This is a genomic window from Capnocytophaga sp. oral taxon 323, assembly GCF_001278825.1.
GTDB classification, from domain to species: Bacteria; Bacteroidota; Bacteroidia; order Flavobacteriales; family Flavobacteriaceae; genus Capnocytophaga; species Capnocytophaga ochracea.
In genome coordinates this window covers 2,454,574-2,471,936 of the sequence record NZ_CP012589.1, presented here as the reverse complement: position 1 = coordinate 2,471,936, position 17,363 = coordinate 2,454,574, and the positions used below count along the sequence as shown (strand labels likewise).

13 protein-coding genes are annotated in these 17,363 nt (G+C 42.2%); 7 read left to right on the top strand and 6 right to left on the bottom strand.

Features of this window, described 5'->3' with window-relative positions:
- Window positions 1-22: 22 nt before the first annotated feature.
- Genes AM608_RS10740 through AM608_RS10725 form a run of 4 tightly spaced genes read left to right on the top strand, consistent with a single transcriptional unit; the run spans window position 23 to window position 6,089 of the window.
- Window positions 23-2,902, top strand: a complete 2,880-nt coding sequence (locus AM608_RS10740) for a 4Fe-4S dicluster domain-containing protein (protein ID WP_053581872.1) — start codon at window positions 23-25, stop codon at window positions 2,900-2,902.
- Complete coding sequence (locus AM608_RS10735; RefSeq protein ID WP_053581739.1) at window positions 2,892-4,715, top strand: quinol:electron acceptor oxidoreductase subunit ActD; 1,824 nt, start codon at window positions 2,892-2,894, stop codon at window positions 4,713-4,715. The genes AM608_RS10740 and AM608_RS10735 overlap by 11 nt, the downstream gene beginning before the upstream one ends.
- Window positions 4,716-4,725: 10 nt before the next feature.
- Window positions 4,726-5,322, top strand: a complete 597-nt coding sequence (locus AM608_RS10730; protein ID WP_371179192.1) for a cytochrome c — start codon at window positions 4,726-4,728, stop codon at window positions 5,320-5,322.
- A 5-nt stretch (window positions 5,323-5,327) separates the two neighbouring features.
- Window positions 5,328-6,089 (top strand): hypothetical protein, encoded by a 762-nt coding sequence (locus AM608_RS10725; protein WP_053581737.1) that lies wholly within the window; start codon window positions 5,328-5,330, stop codon window positions 6,087-6,089.
- Between the two features lie 4 nt (window positions 6,090-6,093).
- Here the strand turns inward: AM608_RS10725 and AM608_RS10720 are convergent, their stop codons facing one another.
- Window positions 6,094-7,260: a class I SAM-dependent RNA methyltransferase gene (locus tag AM608_RS10720; protein WP_053581736.1), complete on the bottom strand. Its 1,167-nt coding sequence runs from the start codon at window positions 7,258-7,260 to the stop codon at window positions 6,094-6,096.
- A gap of 64 nt (window positions 7,261-7,324) precedes the next feature.
- Between AM608_RS10720 and AM608_RS10715 the strand changes: the two genes are divergently transcribed.
- Complete coding sequence (locus AM608_RS10715; protein ID WP_053581735.1) at window positions 7,325-8,548, top strand: exonuclease SbcCD subunit D C-terminal domain-containing protein; 1,224 nt, start codon at window positions 7,325-7,327, stop codon at window positions 8,546-8,548.
- A 431-nt stretch (window positions 8,549-8,979) separates the two neighbouring features.
- Here AM608_RS10715 and AM608_RS10710 read toward each other — a convergent pair whose 3' ends face one another.
- Complete coding sequence (locus AM608_RS10710; RefSeq protein ID WP_053581734.1) at window positions 8,980-10,611, bottom strand: C45 family autoproteolytic acyltransferase/hydolase; 1,632 nt, start codon at window positions 10,609-10,611, stop codon at window positions 8,980-8,982.
- A 424-nt stretch (window positions 10,612-11,035) separates the two neighbouring features.
- On the opposite strand from AM608_RS10710, the gene AM608_RS10705 reads away from it, so the two are divergent.
- Window positions 11,036-13,672, top strand: a complete 2,637-nt coding sequence (locus tag AM608_RS10705; protein WP_053581733.1) for a valine--tRNA ligase — start codon at window positions 11,036-11,038, stop codon at window positions 13,670-13,672.
- 11 nt (window positions 13,673-13,683) lie between these two features.
- Window positions 13,684-14,499, top strand: coding sequence for a 2,3,4,5-tetrahydropyridine-2,6-dicarboxylate N-succinyltransferase (locus AM608_RS10700; protein ID WP_016479662.1), 816 nt, complete (start codon window positions 13,684-13,686; stop codon window positions 14,497-14,499).
- 67 nt (window positions 14,500-14,566) lie between these two features.
- Here AM608_RS10700 and AM608_RS10695 read toward each other — a convergent pair whose 3' ends face one another.
- The 4 genes from AM608_RS10695 to bioB form a co-directional block, all read right to left on the bottom strand.
- Window positions 14,567-15,094: a DUF3575 domain-containing protein gene (locus AM608_RS10695; RefSeq protein WP_009411308.1), complete on the bottom strand. Its 528-nt coding sequence runs from the start codon at window positions 15,092-15,094 to the stop codon at window positions 14,567-14,569.
- A 344-nt stretch (window positions 15,095-15,438) separates the two neighbouring features.
- Window positions 15,439-15,948, bottom strand: coding sequence for a gamma carbonic anhydrase family protein (locus AM608_RS10690; RefSeq protein ID WP_053581732.1), 510 nt, complete (start codon window positions 15,946-15,948; stop codon window positions 15,439-15,441).
- The gene (locus AM608_RS10685) at window positions 15,929-16,156 is read right to left on the bottom strand and encodes a DUF3820 family protein (protein WP_009414122.1); all 228 of its coding nucleotides are present in this window, start codon (window positions 16,154-16,156) and stop codon (window positions 15,929-15,931) included. Before AM608_RS10685 ends, AM608_RS10690 begins: the two co-directional genes overlap by 20 nt.
- Before the next feature lie 48 nt (window positions 16,157-16,204).
- Window positions 16,205-17,338 (bottom strand): biotin synthase BioB, encoded by a 1,134-nt coding sequence (gene bioB / locus AM608_RS10680; RefSeq protein ID WP_053581731.1) that lies wholly within the window; start codon window positions 17,336-17,338, stop codon window positions 16,205-16,207.
- Window positions 17,339-17,363 lie beyond the last annotated feature (25 nt).

Sequence of the window (17,363 nt, the reverse complement as noted above, 5' to 3'; positions counted from 1 at the left end):
AATTACGAATTACGAGTTACAAATGACTAAAGAGTCCATACATAACATACCAACATCACGGCGGGATTTCCTAAAATTCTTAGGTTTTTCTACAGCGGTGGCAGCCTTAGCAGGTTGCGAAGGGGCGGTACACAAAACGATTCCGTATGTAATACAGCCCGAAAGCATTGTAGCAGGTGAAGCCAATTATTATGCTACTTGCATAGCCGATGGTTTTGACTTTGCCAGCGTACTAGTGAAAACTCGCGAAGGGCGACCCATTGCTGTATTGCGCAACCCCGAAGCCAAAGCAGGAGGAGCAGTGAATGCAAGGATATTGGCATCGGTATTGAGTTTATACGATGAAAATAGGAAACCTCCCACTATTGCAGGGGAAGGCTTTTGGCAGAAAATTGACACCGATACCCTTTCAGCCTTAGAGAAAGCAAAAGCTGAAGGGAAGCAAATAGTGATGCTCAGTCAAACACTCGCAAGTCCGTCGAGTTATGCTCTTGTAGAACTCCTAAAAGAAAAATACCCTACTTTTAAACTAGTTGAATACGACACCGTTTCAGAAGAGGCTACTCTCAGAGCTTTTGAAAAACGTTGTGGACTGCGCGCGATGCCCGATTACGATTTTAGCAAGACAAAGCTCATCGTTTCTTTTGATGCCGATTTCTTGGGCGATTGGAATGGTGGAGGCTATGAAGCAGGCTATGCGCAAGGGCGTATCCCCAGCAAAGCAAACGGAATGTCGCGCCATATTCAGTTAGAAGCCAACCTCAGCCTTACAGGCGCTAATGCCGATGAGCGTATCGCCCTCACCCCTCAACAACTGAAAGTAGCTTTAGCACAATTCTATATTTTTTTAACAGAATATCAAACTTCTCATTCTGAAAATCTTCCTGCTGAAATTAATAAAAAACTCAAAGCAATAGCCGATGAAGTAAAAAAAGCGGGTAGCGATGCCGTAATCGTAACAGGTATTGACAAGGACAATGCCCAAGAACTCACCTTTGCGCTGAATAAAAGACTGAAAAGCAAGGCTTTCATACCTGAAACACCCGTATTCACGCGAAAAGGAGATATAGTGTGGAAATTCAAACCATTGCTCACCGATATGAACAAAGGCAAGGTAGGCGTTCTCTTTATCAACAATCTCAACCCTTTATACAGTTTGCCTAACGCTGAAGTGTTTATCTCAGGCTTGAAGAAAGTACCTTTTTCGGTATCCTTTGCGATGCGCGCTGATGAAACTGCCCAGCAAACGACCCTTTGGGCGCCTCAACCGCATTATTTAGAGTCGTGGGGCGATGTAGAATTTAAATACGGGCACTACGGACTGATGCAGCCTTGTATACGTCCGCTTTTCAACACCCGCCAATGGCAAGACTGTTTTTTGCAATGGATAGGACACAAGGAGAGCTATTACGATTTTATCAAAGCTCATTGGGAAACCCATATCTTAAAAGGATTTCCTTGGGAACAAGCCTTACACGATGGCACTTTTGTAGATAAGGAAAAAAGATTTGATTTTGAACAACAAGAAGAGGAACGACTAAGTTTATTCCGCACCAAAGAATCTTTTACCGATATATCTATCAGTCAATTGCTTATAAGCCAAACAGAATCGCCTTTTGAACTCACCCTCTATACCAGCACTGCTTTGGGGGACGGACAACAAGCTAACAATCCTTGGCTACAAGAGCTCCCCGACCCTATCCACCGCACTACGTGGGATAACTTCCTCACGATGCACCCCAGCGATGCCCAGCGTCTAAATATTGAGAATTGGCATACAGCTGATGGTGCTTTGGACGGGCATCAGACGAAAATCAGTGGTAATGGCAAAAGTATCATCGCTCCCGTACTTATCACCCCTGCACAAGCACAAGGCAGTGTGGGGCTTGCCTTAGGTTATGGGCGCAAGGCAGGCATACAAGCCGAAATGCAAATAGGTGTAAATGCCTTCCCTCTTTATAAAGACCATTGTAAAACCCAAGGCGTACAGATAGAAAAAGTAGATGGCACACACGAATTTGCCTGCTTGCAACTGCAAAATGAATTGGTAGGGCGCAAAAATATCCTGAAAGAAATCAGTTTAGATACTTTCTTAAACTCCTCTGCCGAAGTGTGGAATCCTCACCCTCCTAAAACCAAGAAAGCCCCTACTACCCCACATCACTTTAAACTCTCTATCGACCTGAATGCTTGCACGGGTTGTGCGGCTTGTGTGATCGCTTGCCACGCCGAGAACAATGTGCCCGTAGTAGGCAAAGAAGAAGTGCGTCGCTCGCGCGATATGCACTGGTTGCGCATCGACCGTTATGAATCAAGAGAAAACGAACAAAGGTGTGTTGGTTTTCAGCCCGTGATGTGTCAGCATTGTAATAATGCCCCTTGTGAGACTGTTTGTCCCGTAATCGCTACCGCTCACGGACAGCAAGGACAAAACCAAATGGCTTACAACCGCTGTGTAGGTACGCGCTATTGCGCCAACAACTGCCCTTACAAAGTACGCCGGTTCAACTGGTTTCAGTATAGTGAAAACAAGCAGTTCAACTACAATATGAACAACGAAATAGGGCGTATGGTGCTCAACCCCGATGTAACGGTACGTTCGCGAGGGGTAATGGAAAAGTGTTCCCTCTGTATCCAGAACACCCAAGCGGTAATACTGAAAGCCAAAAGAGAAGGTCGTGCGGTTGCTCCAGGAGAGTTCAACAATGTAGTAGCTTGTGCCGCTGCTTGTAATACAGGAGCTATGGTATTTGGCGATGCCAACGAAGAAGGAAGCAAAATCGCCCAACTCAGTGCCAGCGAACGTATGTATCAGCTTTTAGCAGAGTTGGGGACAGACCCTAATGTGGTGTATCAAGTGAAAGTAGTGAATAGTGAAAAATCAAAAGTAAATGGTAAATAAATCCTATCATACCATCAGTGAAGATATAGCGCGCCCCATCGAAGGTCGTGCTTCGCGTGCGTGGTGGATTGCCTTTGGCATTACCCTTCTTGCGACCCTCTGGGGGTTATGGGCAATATGGATAACCTTGCGCGACGGCATAGGCGCGTGGGGGCTCAACAAAAGCGTAGGTTGGGCGTGGGACATCACCAACTTTGTGTGGTGGATAGGTATCGGGCACGCGGGGACGCTCATCTCGGCAGTATTGTTGCTCTTTCGCCAACAGTGGCGGGTAGCTATCAATCGCTCGGCTGAAGCAATGACTATCTTTGCGGTGCTACAAGCGAGTATCTTCCCGATACTGCATTTAGGCAGACCGTGGTTATTGCATTTCAACTTGCCTATTCCTAACCAATACGGCTCGTTGTGGGACAATTTCAACTCGCCTTTGCTATGGGATGTTTTTGCTATTGCTACCTACTTTTCGGTATCCTTAGTGTTTTGGTGGGTAGGCTTACTCCCCGATTTTGCGATGCTCCGCGACCGTGCTCTCAAGCCTTTTCAGAAGAAGATTTACAGCTTGCTGAGTTTTGGGTGGAGTGGTCGCGCCAAAGATTGGCAACGTATGGAAGAAACAATGTTGCTCTTGGCAGGTATTGCCACTCCGCTAGTAATTTCGGTGCATACTATTGTCTCTTTTGATTTTGCTACTTCGGTGGTCTCTGGCTGGCACACTACTATCTTCCCACCCTACTTTGTAGCAGGAGCTATCTTTTCGGGTTTTGCAATGGTGAGTTTGCTACTGATTATCTTGCGCAAAGTATGTAAGTTAGAAGCCTATATCACCCTCAAACACATCGAGCTGATGAACACTGTAATGTTAGTTGCAGGTAGTATTGTAGCAGTTGCTTACCTCACCGAGTTTTTTATGGCAATGCGCTCTCACTCGGAGTTTGAAAAATACATCTTCATAAACCGTGCTACAGGTGCTTACGGGTGGGCATTCTGGACGATGATTATTTGCAATGTAGTCCTTCCGCAACTCTTATGGTTCAAAAAGTTACGACGTAGTATCACTTTCTCTGTATGTGTTGCTTTGGTGGTATGTGTAGGGATGTGGTTCGAGCGTTTTGTGATTATCGTTACCTCACTACACCGCGGTTATCTGCCGTCGTCATGGACGATGTTCAGTCCTACGTGGGTGGATATAGGAATATTTGTAGGCACTTTGGGATTTTTCTTTTTGTTGTTCTTATTATATGCAAGGAGCTTCCCCATGATTGCACAAGCTGAGGTGAAAGGAGGCAGGTATCAAGGGTCAGGGGACAGGTGTCAGGTGTCAGGGAATAGGTATCAGGAGACAGGTGTTAGGGAGCAGGAATCTCTTAACTCTTATCTCTTAACTCTTACCTCTCCTGAAGAGCTTTTAGATAAAATAAAAGAATTAAAATCAGAAGGCAAGGAAATTCAAGAAGTATATACGCCTTTTTATGTACACGGTTTAGCCGAAGCCTTAGGGCTCAAGCGCACTCGCTTAGGAAAAGCTACTTTTCTATACGGACTCATTGGTTTGTTTTTTGGGTGTTGGCTTACCTATTTCACAATGATAAAAGACTGGCCTATGGATATTGGTGGAAAGCCTAATGCCACTTTCTGGCAAAACCTCCCCGCTTTTGTACCCGTAATATTTGAGTTGGTTGTATATTTTGCAGCGCATCTATTGGTGATTAGTTTCTTTATCAGAAGTAGGTTATATCCATTCAAAAAAGCTGAAAATCCTATAAAGAGAAGTAGTGATGATAAATTTGTAATTCAGGTAAGAGATAAGAAGTAAGAGGTAAGAAATGAAACATTTTAATAACTATATAAAATATAAACTTTGTCAAAGAGGCAAGCCACGCGGGCTATTAAGGACTTTGACAAAGTCTTTGATGTATTTATTGCTAATATTATTGGTAGTTGGTTGTAGGAACAAGCAACAGCGCAATATTGAGTTTATGCCCGATATGTACGAGAGTCCTGCTTATAAAACTTATGAAGTTGCTCCGCTCTCTCCTCCTGAACACACTGTAAAAAGAGGTGAGTTGCCCTACCGTTACCCTAATACCATTGAAGGTTATGAGCAAGCTAAAGCACAATTGCGCAACCCCTTAGCAACTGACACCCTACAACAAACTCAAAACCTAACCGATGGCAAAAAACTTTACGGCATCTATTGCGCGCTCTGTCACGGTGAGAAAGGTGACGGCAAAGGAGTTTTAGTGCAAAGGGAGAAGATTTTAGGCGTTCCCAACTACAAGAGCAGAGAGCTCACCGAAGGTAGCATTTACCACGTACTCTACTACGGACGCAATACAATGCCCGCTTTTGCTAATCAGCTGAGTGAGAAAGAACGCTGGCAAGTAGCAATGTACGTTGAACAGCTAAGAGATAAGAGGTAAGAAGTATGAGCATATTGTTTTTAACATATTCAATTGTATTGTTTGTAGCGCTTACGTTGGTAGGGGTATTGATATTCTATGCTATCAACAAAGTTACGCACGCTGAGTGGGCTATGAGTTTGTACCCTATAATGAAGCGTATCACAACACCTTTATGGTTAGTGTTATTAGTTTTGTTAGGGGTGCTGTATATAGTGCATCACGAACCTTATTTTTTATTGCGTACTGTGGGCTATATGGCAGTATGGGTGGGGTATCGCCATACTTTAAAAAAGTTTAAGAGTTTAACGCCTCACGTACTATTTTTAGTTATTTTCTTTCTTACCGAAACTCCAATGGCGTGGGATTGGCTTTTAAGTCTTACTCCCGAATGGCACAGCACCCTCTTTGCGTGGCAATTGCTCAGCAGTTTTCTGCTCTCAAGTATTGCCCTCATTACCTTATTTAGCAAGCCAGAACACTATTCTGATTTAGGCAAATATCTCTTTGGATTCTCTATATTCTGGGCGTATTTGTGGTTCTCACAATATATGCTGATATGGTACGCCAATATTCCCGAAGAGACTATTTATTACCAAACTCTTCTTAGCAAAGGCTATGGAGAGGCTATTGTAGCAATGCTTATTCTGAGTTTTGCGCTACCTCTTCTCATCTTGTTATCTTCACGAGCCAAACAAAAAAAGCTGCTCCTTTTGGGAACAGCTGTCCTTATATTATTGGGGCAATACCTCAATTTCTATTTAATGGTAATGCCATTTGTAAAATAGAACTTTATTCTTCGGCTTGTTTTTTAGCTTTCTTACTTCCTTCGTACATCTTATATTGTAACAATCGGCTTTCTAATTTACCATTAAAGAGTTTTATTTTTCGTGAAGGACGCAATCCTACATATTTTATACCTTCTAAATTAGAAGTGATAAACCACGCATCGGTATTGGGATAATGATGTTTAAGAGTGTTGCCTATCGATGAGTAAAGCTGTTCTACATCGGTTTGTAGGCGCTCATTGTAAGGAGGATTGAACACCATATGTAATGGTTGCTGTTTATCTTCTTTTTCAGTAGCAAAAAAGTCTTTTTGGAATACTTGAATGTACTCAGATAGGTCGGCGTTTTTTAAGTTATCTTTGGCTTTGGCTACTGCTGAGGGTGCTTTATCATATCCTACAATTTGGTGGTGAAACTCTCGTATTTTTTTAATACAACTGCTAAAGATAAGATTAAAGAGGTCTTCATCAAAATCGTTCCAACGTTCAAAAGCGAACTCTTTTCGGTGTACATTGGCTGGAATATTACAAGCTATCATAGCTGCTTCTATCAAAAAAGTACCACTACCACACATAGGGTCTAAGAAATCACACTGCCCTTGCCAACCGCTGAGTAGTAGGATACCAGCAGCAAGCACCTCGTTGATAGGAGCTATATTGGTAGCTGTACGATACCCGCGCTGATGCAGGGAATTGCCCGAACTATCGAGTGAAATAATTACTTCGTTGCGCTGAATATGAATATGTATCTCCAAATCGGGGTGTAATACATCTACATTGGGACGACGACCTGTGGCATTGCGAAAAGCATCAGCAATGGCATCTTTGGCTTTTAAAGCCACGTATTGAGAGTGATTAAAAAGTTCGGTTTGTAAGGTAGCTGTAACAGCGAAGGTCTGGTCTACTTTTAGGTAGGTTTGCCAATTGAAGTTATAGAGTTTTTGGTAATATTCTTTCTCGTTACGCACATAAAAAGAAGCAATAGGTTTCAGTATTTTTAAAGCGGTACGCAAGCAGAGGTTCGCCTTATACATAAAGCCTTTATCACCTTCGAACTGTACACTGCGAACGCCTTTGGTTACGTGCATAGCCCCTAAATTGCGCAATTCATCAGCTAAAATATCTTCAAAGCCAAAGAAAGTTTTGGCTACCATTTTATAATTATTTTCCATTAGTATACAAAAATATGGCAAATATACATTATTTTTGCCATTTGAGAAAATAAATAACTGAAAAATGAACTTGCTACATACTGCCGATTGGCACTTAGGACAAACGTTTTACCAATACGACCGCTATAACGAACATCAATATTTCTTGGATAATCTTTTGCAAATTATTGAAGAACAACATACTGATGTTTTACTTATCAGTGGTGATGTGTTTGATACTGCTAACCCTGCAGTGGTATCGGTAAAGCAGTTTTATCATTTTCTTCATCAAGCAACTGAGCGTTTCCCCCAACTGCAAATTATAGCTATTGCGGGTAATCACGATTCGCCTGTACGCCTTGAAATGCCCCAACCACTCTTAGAAGATACACAAGTGCATTTGGTGGGATATGTGAAAAGAAATGAACAGAGAAAGATAGATTACAAACGTCTTATTATTCCGCTTTACGAAAGAGGGGAAGTAATGGCTTACTGCCTTGCTGTGCCTTTTCTCCGCTTAGGGGATACTCCTAAAAATGAAGATACTAACCCCGATTATACTCAAGGGGTGGAGGCTTTCTACCGTGAAATTACGGAAAAGGCTTTAGCTATTGCCAAAGGAAAACCGCTGATTGCTATGGGGCATCTGCACGCTTTGGGAGCAGAACTCAGCGATGAGGACACGGCTGAGCGTCCTATTATTGGGGGAATGGAAGGCTTCAAACCTACGAACTTTCCTAACGTGTTACAATACATTGCTTTGGGACATATTCACAAAGCTCAAGCCTTAGGTGGTAAAGCTCATATACGCTACTCGGGAAGCCCTATACCCTTATCATTTTCAGAAAAGCATTATCAGCATCAAGTGGTGGCTTTTTCATTAGAAGAAGGACGTGTACAGGATATTAAAACTGTCCCCATTCCGTTGCATACTCCTATGTTAAGCGTGCCTGAGCGACCTCTACCGGTTAAAGAAGTGCTGAATGCTTTGGCTTCTTTGCCTAAGGGAACTACTCATACTCCTGCTCCTTATTTAGAAGTAAAAGTATTACTAAACGAACCTGCTCCTGAACTCAAAAACAGCATACTGAAAGCTATCGCTCATAAACACGTGCGTTTGGCGCGTATAGATGTGCGCTACCAACAGCAACAAAGTACTACAAAGGAGAGTTTGCAAAAGGAAATTACTTTAAACGACCTGCAACCTTATGAGGTACTCCAAAGAGTTTACCAAAATAAATTCCAAAAAGAACTGCCTGAATTCTATAAACCTTTGTTTGATGAAGCAATGGAGAAAGCGACTGATTAATGGTTAATTGATGTGAGTTCGATGTAAGAAAAGTGTAGCTTACGCTACAGAAATTTTACAAATATTAAAAAAATCAAACAAATAAACAGCTTTGCTGTTTTAAATGTCTCGCACAGATTACACGGATTGCACGGATTTTAGCAACGAGTTGCTTAAATTTCATTGATTATAATGTAAACACAACTGTAAATCAGTGTTATATATATCAAACTGATGCTAATTAAAAGTGTAGCTTACGCTACAGAAATCTCTCAAATCTTAAAAAAATCAAACAAATAAACAGCAGGGTGAATTAACTTATTGATTATAAACCTCCCCCCTTACACATACCCAGCTTTCGCTGGCTTCCTCCAAAGGGGGAGATGTGACGCAAAAACGACTATGAAATTGTAAATCAGAGACAATCATTTCTCAAACCTTGATTCACATTACTAATTTTTATTGACTAACTTTTGAATCTTTTCTCGTTCTTCACTATACGGTATTTCGCATTGGAGGGCTTTTTGGAAGAGTTGGTGTGCGGTTTCTTTGTTACCTTGTGTTTGATAAGCTCGCCCTAATAAATAATAGGCTTTCCAATAATGCGGGTTGAGACTTGTTATGGGCTTTACTTCATCTATTACAATAGGGGTATGTTCGCGCAAATGTGTTTCTATCTGTTGCTCTAATACCCTATACGCTTCGTAATCCTTAAACGCTTGGGTGTACATAAAAGGGTCGGGCGGAATATTTAAGGAAGTTTGAGGATAAGGACTGTGCGACGGATAAGCTTTGGTAGCAAATATCTGCTTTAAATCATAGGCTACAAAAGTGCCCAACTGATAAGGAGCTGTCGATACCCATACCAAACGTTCTTGAGGTTTAAAAATCACTGCGTGATGTGCCAATAGCTGGTTGAGCGCTTTCTCATTGCCATAGCCTATGGAATCGGCGTGTAAGCCTTCGGTACTGCGGAGGAGTGTAGCTATTTTAGAGGGGTTCAGCTTAGGTTCTTCTGTTAGGAACTCCTGCATTTTGGCATATCTATACGCTGAATGCGAAGTGCGTATCTGTTTGAGATTCTTCTTATCTTTCTTATAGACTTCACTTTGGAAATGATTGGCGCAAAGCACTGCATTAGGAGCTTCGTACACCCCAAACTTTTTGGGTGATACCTCGATGATTACTGCTTTGCCGTCGGTAGCACTACCCACCATTATAGCTTCGGACACGAATACCTTTCGTTTTTTAGCAATGGCAATCGCTTCATCGATATTTTTGGCGTACTGCAAAATTTCACGGCAGAGGAGGGAAATGGGAGTCCGAGCTTTCAGCGGAATAGATGACTTCCCCGCATTGATAGTAACCGTAAGACCTTCGAGATTCATACCCGAGAGCACACCTATCATTCCGCCCCAAGCGTAACTCATAAAAGGAATGCCTTCGTCAGGACGCACAAATCGCACTACTTTTTCAGTAGCAAAGTCATCGGAGAGATAAAAATCGAAATTGCGCCCTATGAGGAGCTGACCATCTTCGGTTTTATCGCCCCAAACCGCTAACGAAGAACAGCCTACGAGCATCAAATCTTGCAAAGCGTGCCCTAAATCGTGAGCCGAATGCAGGTAAAGGGTACGCTGATAAGCAGGGGCTATGTAGTTAAAAATCGTATCGGAGTACTGCGCTTGTCCCCAGAGTTCTTGCCGGAAAGGGGGTATCACACAATTATTAATATCTCGATTGAACCACTTGACGAACTTGCGCAAAAAACGCTGTTTGCGCTCTGAAGGCACAAACTGATTGAGTTTGACAAAGAGCAGACTGTCCTGACGGTGGTACAAAGGCTCAGTAAGTGCGCCCGAATTGAGCCCTAACTGATAGGGATTTCCTGAAAGGTAGAGTTCCCACAAGCCTTGTTGATTTTTTGCAATATAGTTATCCTGAAAATACCGCAACGTATCATTTAGTACGGTAATTTGAGGTTTCTGGTACGGATAGGTTACCTCAGGCGGAGTGATTTTCTTGTAGAAAATACCGCAAGAGGTGAGCAGGAGGTAAAAAGTAAGAAGTAAGAGTTTTTTCATTTTGCCGACTCTTCGAACTGCTGATTAAGGTGCAAAAATAGGGATAATTTTTTAATACTCAAAATGCCAATAATGCCAATAATACCAGAAATGCAAAAATTGCAGTTTTCTGAGCATACAGTAAAAATTCGTACGGATTCGGAGAATATCGGAGATAGTCGAAGGTAGTAGGAGAGTATACTTAGCTTATAGAAAGCTTATAGGAAGCTTATACGAATGTTGGACGATTGTTATAGAAAGGGTATACAAAGAGTTGATTATTAATGATTAAGAGCTAAAAGTGAATTGTTAAAAAGAGTTAAATAACCCAAAGTAAGACAGTAGTAAAAAGAAAGTAATACAGAGCAAAAGTAGTTTAAAAATTGGTAATTGGTATTTTTTTACTACTTTTGCAGTCAGAATAGAAATTGGCAAATTAGCACATATGACAGAACCTAAAAAATACAATCCTACAGAATTAGAAGAAAAATGGTATGCCTATTGGCTTGCCCATAACTATTTTCACTCAACCCCCGATGAGCGTACGCCCTATACCATTGTGATTCCGCCTCCTAACGTTACAGGGGTACTCCATATGGGGCATATGCTCAACAACACCATTCAAGATGTACTTATTCGTCGTGCACGCCTCAAAGGCTTCAACGCTTGCTGGGTACCAGGTACTGACCACGCTTCTATTGCAACAGAAGCCAAAGTGGTGGCAAAACTCAAAGAACAAGGTATTAAGAAATCCGACCTCACTCGCGAGGAGTTCCTCGTACACGCGTGGGAATGGACACACCAATACGGTGGGGTAATTCTCGAACAACTCAAAAAATTGGGTTGCTCTTGCGACTGGGAACGCACTAAATTCACTATGGACGAGGAACTTTCGGCTTCGGTTATCAAAGTGTTTGTGGATTTGTACAACAAAGGGCAAATATACCGCGGTCACCGTATGGTGAACTGGGATCCAGAGGCTAAAACCACCCTTTCTGACGAGGAGGTGATTTATGAAGAACGTCAAGGATTTTTATATCATCTGAAATATCAAATCGAGGGGACGAATGAGTACCTCGTGATTGCTACTACCCGCCCTGAAACGATTTTTGGCGATACGGCTATCTGCATCAACCCTAACGATGAGCGTTGGCAACACCTCAAGGGCAAAAAAGCGATTGTGCCTATCTGCAACCGCGTGATTCCAATTATCGAAGATGAGTATGTAGATATGGAATTTGGTACAGGTTGCCTGAAAGTAACCCCTGCACACGATCCTAACGACAAGGTTTTGGGCGACAAACATCAGTTAGAAGTCATTGATATTTTCAATGATGATGCAACCCTTAATCACTACGGCTTGCACTATGCTGGCAAAGACCGATTCGTAGTGCGCAAGGAGATAGTAGCCGAATTAGAAGAAAAAAACTTACTCGCTAAAAAAGAGACTTATACTAACAAAGTGGGGACATCTGAGCGTACCAAAGCCGTGATAGAACCCCGCCTTTCCGACCAGTGGTTCCTAAAAATGGATACCCTTATCCAGCCAGCTATCAAGGCAGTATTGGAAGACGAAACCATCAAGCTATACCCTAAAAAGTTCGAAAATACTTATCGCCATTGGGTAGAGAACGTACGCGATTGGAATATCTCACGCCAATTGTGGTGGGGACAACAAATTCCTGCTTACTACTACGGCGAGGGCAAAGACCAATTTGTAGTAGCCGAAACTAAGGCAGAAGCGCTTGTGTTGGCTAAAGAAAAGAGTGGCAATGCACATCTTACTGAAGCCGATTTGCGACAAGATGAAGATACCCTCGATACTTGGTTCTCGTCTTGGTTATGGCCAATGAGCGTTTTCAACGGTATTTTAGAGCCTAATAATCCTGAAATTGAATATTATTACCCTACTAACGATTTGGTAACGGGACCTGATATTCTTTTCTTCTGGGTAACCCGAATGATAGTAGCAGGTTATGAGTACAAAGGTGAGCGTCCGTTTAGCAATGTGTATCTTACCGGATTGGTACGTGACAAGCAACGCCGCAAGATGTCTAAATCCTTAGGCAACTCACCCGATGCACTCAAACTCATCGCTGATTATGGTGCTGATGGCGTACGCGTAGGACTCTTGCTCTCATCGGCAGCAGGTAATGACTTGCTATTTGACGAAGCCCTTTGTCAGCAAGGAAAAGGCTTTGGTAACAAATTGTGGAATGCCTTCCAATTGGTAAAAGGATGGCAAGTGGATAGTTCGGTAGCACAACCTGCAGCTGCTCAACTCGCTTTGCAATGGTTCGATGCCAAGTTCAACGTGGTACTCACCGAAGTAGAAGACCATTTTGAGAAATATCGCATCTCCGATGCTCTAATGGCAATTTATAAACTCGCCTGGGACGACTTCTGTGCGTGGCTTTTGGAAATGGTAAAACCCGAATACGGCAAACCAATGGACAAAGCAACTTACGAGGGTGTAGTAGTCGCTTTTGAGAATTTACTAAAACTCCTCCACCCCTTTATGCCATTCCTTACCGAGGAAATATGGCAAAGTTTAGCGCCTCGTACCCCTGAACAAGCCCTTATCGTGGCTACCTACCCCACCGTACAGCCGTACGACGAAAAACTATTAGCAGAATTCGATTTTGCTGCCGAAGTGATAGCAGGTATCCGCACGGTACGCAAAGAAAAGAATATACCTTTCAAAACACCGCTTAGCCTTTCAGTATTAAACAAAGAGCAAGTGAGCAATCGTTTTGATGTGGTACTTAGCAAAATGGGCGGGCTTGAGGCTATTACCGAAGTGAGTACAGCCATAGAAGGCGCAATGTCTTTCCGCGTAAAAGCTAATGAATACTTTATTCCTATCGGGGGGGCTGTAAATGTAGAAGAGGAACTTAAAAAACTACAAGAGGAACTCACCTATACACAAGGCTTTTTAGCATCGGTGCGCAAGAAACTTTCTAATGAGAAATTTGTAAATTCAGCGCCTACCCAAGTAGTAGATAATGAGCGCAAAAAAGAAGCTGATGCGTTAGCGAAAATTGAAACACTTGAAAAAGCAATAAAAGCAATTAACAATTGATAATTAGATAAATGGAACACTTAAAACAAATGATAGATGAGGCGTGGGAGAATCGCTCACTGCTTCGTGAGGAAATCGTACAACAGACTATCAGAGAGGTAATTCACCTCTTGGATTTAGGTAAGTTGCGAGTGGCAGAGCCTACTGCCGATGGCTGGAAAGTAAACGAATGGGTGAAAAAAGCTGTTGTGCTTTACTTCCCTATCCAAAATATGAAACCCGTAGAGGTGGGTATCTTTGAGTTTCACGATAAGATTCCGCTCAAACACAACTACGATGAGAAAGGAGTGCGTGTAGTACCTCCTGCCGTAGCACGTCGTGGTGCTTTTATTGCCAAAGGCGCTATACTGATGCCCAGCTATGTGAATATAGGGGCGTACGTAGATGAAGGTACAATGGTAGATACGTGGGCTACTGTGGGTAGTTGCGCTCAAATAGGCAAGCACGTGCACCTCAGTGGTGGCGTAGGTGTAGGAGGTGTATTAGAACCCTTGCAAGCAGCTCCCGTGATAGTAGAAGATGGAGCTTTCATCGGGTCGCGTTGTATCTTGGTAGAAGGAGTGCGCGTAGGCAAAGAAGCGGTACTTGGTGCTAATGTAGTGCTTACAGCCTCTACTAAAATCATTGATGTAACGGGCAGTGAACCTAAAGAACTGAAAGGCTATGTACCTGAGCGCTCAGTAGTAATTCCTGGTAGTTACACCAAGCACTTCCCAGCAGGTGATTACCAAGTGCCTTGTGCCCTTATCATCGGGCAGCGCAAAGCCTCAACCGATAAGAAAACTTCACTAAACGATGCTCTAAGAGAATATGGAGTTTCTGTATAAGAAAAGTGATGAGGACATAAAATAGAAAAGGCTACCCAAAAGGTAGCCTTTTTAATAGATAATAGATTTAGAATTTATATCCTATCTTAATACCAAAGTTAGGTTCGATAGCCCAGAACTTCTTATTTTCATTAACTTGTTTACCAAAGTTTCGTGCAATATTTGCAAAAGGAGCGATGATAAAGGTATCGTCGAGATTCCATTGGTAACCTGCCCCTACACCTAAAATAAAACTATCCAAACGTGTTTTTACTCCATCTTCAGAGAATGTTCCAAAACGTTGTTTGATAAAAGGATTTACATAAAGCCCTGTGCCTCCGTCTTCTTCAAAATAATAGTTATATCCTATTTGAATACTAGTAGCTCTGTACTTTTCTCCACTCTTTTTAGGGAATACAGAAAAGCGGTCGTTAAAGAAAATAGTTCCTTCGATAGACTGATTAGGAGCTATGTAATGTTCATAACCTAACTCTACAGAAGCTAACCATATAACATTCAAGATATTCAAGTTTACTTGATGTTGAGGAAAATCACTTTGGGCAAATGTTTTTGCTGAGAAAAACATAAGCATTACAGCTACAATAATTTTTTTCATCGGTTTTCTTAGTTTAAAAATAATGGCAAAGATACTACTTTTATGCTAATACACAAAAATAATACTATAAAATCAAAAAAAGTCCAGTGTGTAGCACACTGGACTTTTATATGTAAAACTAACTAATTCACTTGTGAAGAAAAGGTAACAACTATTAAAAACACTAAAAAAGAATACAGACTTCACAAGGAATCGCAAACGAAATATAAAGACTTTACTACTATTATATTCCTTTACTAATAGTGGGGCAAAGGTATATATTATTTTGAATATATCCAAATAAATAGTAGAATAATTTTAAATAACATATGCTTAATACTGATAATCAATACGTAGCATATTATCTATTTTTCTATCCAACTTGCATATTTAGGATAGTTTAGGGCAGTTCGCTCGATGAGAGTTTTCTGTTCATCGGTAATATTTTTGAGTTTTTTAGCAGGAACACCAGCATAAAGGCTCCCTTTTTCTATATGGGTATTAGGAGGTACTACGGCTCCAGCAGCTACAATGCTATGGCTTTCTACCACACATCCGTCCATTACGATACTTCCCATACCTATAAGCACATCATCTTCTATCGTACAACCGTGTACGATAGCGTTATGCCCTATGGACACGCGATTGCCAATGGTTGTGGGGTGTGTTTGATAGGTAGTGTGAATCACTACACCATCTTGGATATTGGTGTCATCACCTATGCAAATAGTGTTTACATCGCCACGAATAACCGCATTATACCACACCGTACAGTGGTCGCCTAAGTGCACATCACCGGTAAGGGTAGCATTTTCAGCAAAAAAGCAACCTTCCCCAAAGGTAGGTTGCTTTCCGTTAACTTTCTTGACTAACATATTCTTTTAGTTTATCTATTATCTCTTGTAGACCATTAGTTTTTATCTCGAAAGTGGTAGCCAATAGCATTCCTAATTTTCCTTTGGGAAATCCTTGGGTGCTAAACCACTCGAGGTAATAGGAAGGCAAATCAGCAATCATAGTACCCTTGTACTTGCCATAGGGCATTGGGGTTGTGATGATTTCTTTGAGAATTTCGGGGGACATAGAATTAGAAAATTAGGAAATTAGATAATTAGAAAATTAGCAGATTTACTAATGTGCTATTTTAACCATCTTCCTCTTTTCTTCGTTGCGCTCTATTTTATGGTTAGGGCGCGTCCATTTAGGGTTTTCACCTAAGGAGTGATATTGAGAATCGGCTGCTTCTACCGTTTTAGGCTGTGGATGTGTTTCAAAAGGTTTCTGAATACGCATACCGAGTACACCGAGCATTTGCATATCCTCATTGATATCGGGGTTAGGAGTGGTGAGGAGCTTATCGCCTGCGAAGATAGAGTTGGCTCCCGCAAAGAAACAGAGAGCTTGTCCTTCTTGGCTCATTTGGGTACGACCTGCGGAAAGGCGCACTTGCGATTGTGGCATCACGATACGCGCGGTGGCTACCATACGCACCATCTCGAAGATATCTACGGGCTCACAGTCTTCCAAAGGCGTTCCTTCTACGGGTACTAAGGCATTGATAGGTACCGACTCGGGTTGTGGATTGAGCGTAGAAAGCGCTACGAGCATTCCAGCGCGGTCTTCGAGTGATTCACCCATACCAATAATCCCTCCACTGCACACAGTGATATTGGTTTTGCGCACGTTGTCAATCGTTTTGAGGCGGTCGTCATAACTACGGGTAGAAATGATTTCTTTGTAGTATTCTTCTGACGTATCGAGGTTGTGATTGTAAGCATACAAGCCTGCTTCCGCCAAACGTTTGGCTTGGTTTTCGGTAAGCATACCGAGTGTACAGCACACTTCCATATCCAGCTTATTGATAGTGCGCACCATTTCGAGCACCTGTTCAAATTCGGGACCATCTTTTACGTTACGCCACGCTGCCCCCATACACACACGTGAAGCTCCTGCTGATTTAGCACGAAGGGCTTGGGCTTTTACGTGAGTAACACTCATCATATCGGCGTTTTCTATCTTTACTTCGGTTTCGTAACGCGCCGATTGCGGACAGTAAGCACAATCCTCGGAGCAACCTCCGGTTTTAATAGAGAGTAGTGTAGAGACTTGTACCGAGTTAGGGTCGTGATATTTACGGTGCACGGTAGCGGCTTCGTAGAGCAACTCCATTAGGGGTTTATTGTAAATAGCCATTATTTCTTCTTTCGTCCAATTATGACGGGTTTCGGCATTGCTACAGCCACACGTATGTTGATTTTCGCACATAGTTCTTTTCTTTATTTCGGGGGCA

What these genes read in the sequence shown, in the direction of transcription:
- AM608_RS10725 (WP_053581737.1), top strand. Translation starts at nt 5,328, where the DNA reads ATGAGCATATTGTTTTTAACATATTCAATTGTATTGTTTGTAGCGCTT.
- AM608_RS10705 (WP_053581733.1), top strand. Translation starts at nt 11,036, where the DNA reads ATGACAGAACCTAAAAAATACAATCCTACAGAATTAGAAGAAAAATGG.
- AM608_RS10695 (WP_009411308.1), bottom strand. Translation starts at nt 15,094, where the DNA reads ATGAAAAAAATTATTGTAGCTGTAATGCTTATGTTTTTCTCAGCAAAA.
- AM608_RS10735 (WP_053581739.1), top strand. Translation starts at nt 2,892, where the DNA reads ATGGTAAATAAATCCTATCATACCATCAGTGAAGATATAGCGCGCCCC.
- AM608_RS10715 (WP_053581735.1), top strand. Translation starts at nt 7,325, where the DNA reads ATGAACTTGCTACATACTGCCGATTGGCACTTAGGACAAACGTTTTAC.
- AM608_RS10710 (WP_053581734.1), bottom strand. Translation starts at nt 10,611, where the DNA reads ATGAAAAAACTCTTACTTCTTACTTTTTACCTCCTGCTCACCTCTTGC.
- AM608_RS10730 (WP_371179192.1), top strand. Translation starts at nt 4,726, where the DNA reads ATGAAACATTTTAATAACTATATAAAATATAAACTTTGTCAAAGAGGC.
- bioB (WP_053581731.1), bottom strand. Translation starts at nt 17,338, where the DNA reads ATGTGCGAAAATCAACATACGTGTGGCTGTAGCAATGCCGAAACCCGT.
- AM608_RS10740 (WP_053581872.1), top strand. Translation starts at nt 23, where the DNA reads ATGACTAAAGAGTCCATACATAACATACCAACATCACGGCGGGATTTC.
- AM608_RS10685 (WP_009414122.1), bottom strand. Translation starts at nt 16,156, where the DNA reads ATGTCCCCCGAAATTCTCAAAGAAATCATCACAACCCCAATGCCCTAT.
- AM608_RS10720 (WP_053581736.1), bottom strand. Translation starts at nt 7,260, where the DNA reads ATGGAAAATAATTATAAAATGGTAGCCAAAACTTTCTTTGGCTTTGAA.
- AM608_RS10690 (WP_053581732.1), bottom strand. Translation starts at nt 15,948, where the DNA reads ATGTTAGTCAAGAAAGTTAACGGAAAGCAACCTACCTTTGGGGAAGGT.
- AM608_RS10700 (WP_016479662.1), top strand. Translation starts at nt 13,684, where the DNA reads ATGGAACACTTAAAACAAATGATAGATGAGGCGTGGGAGAATCGCTCA.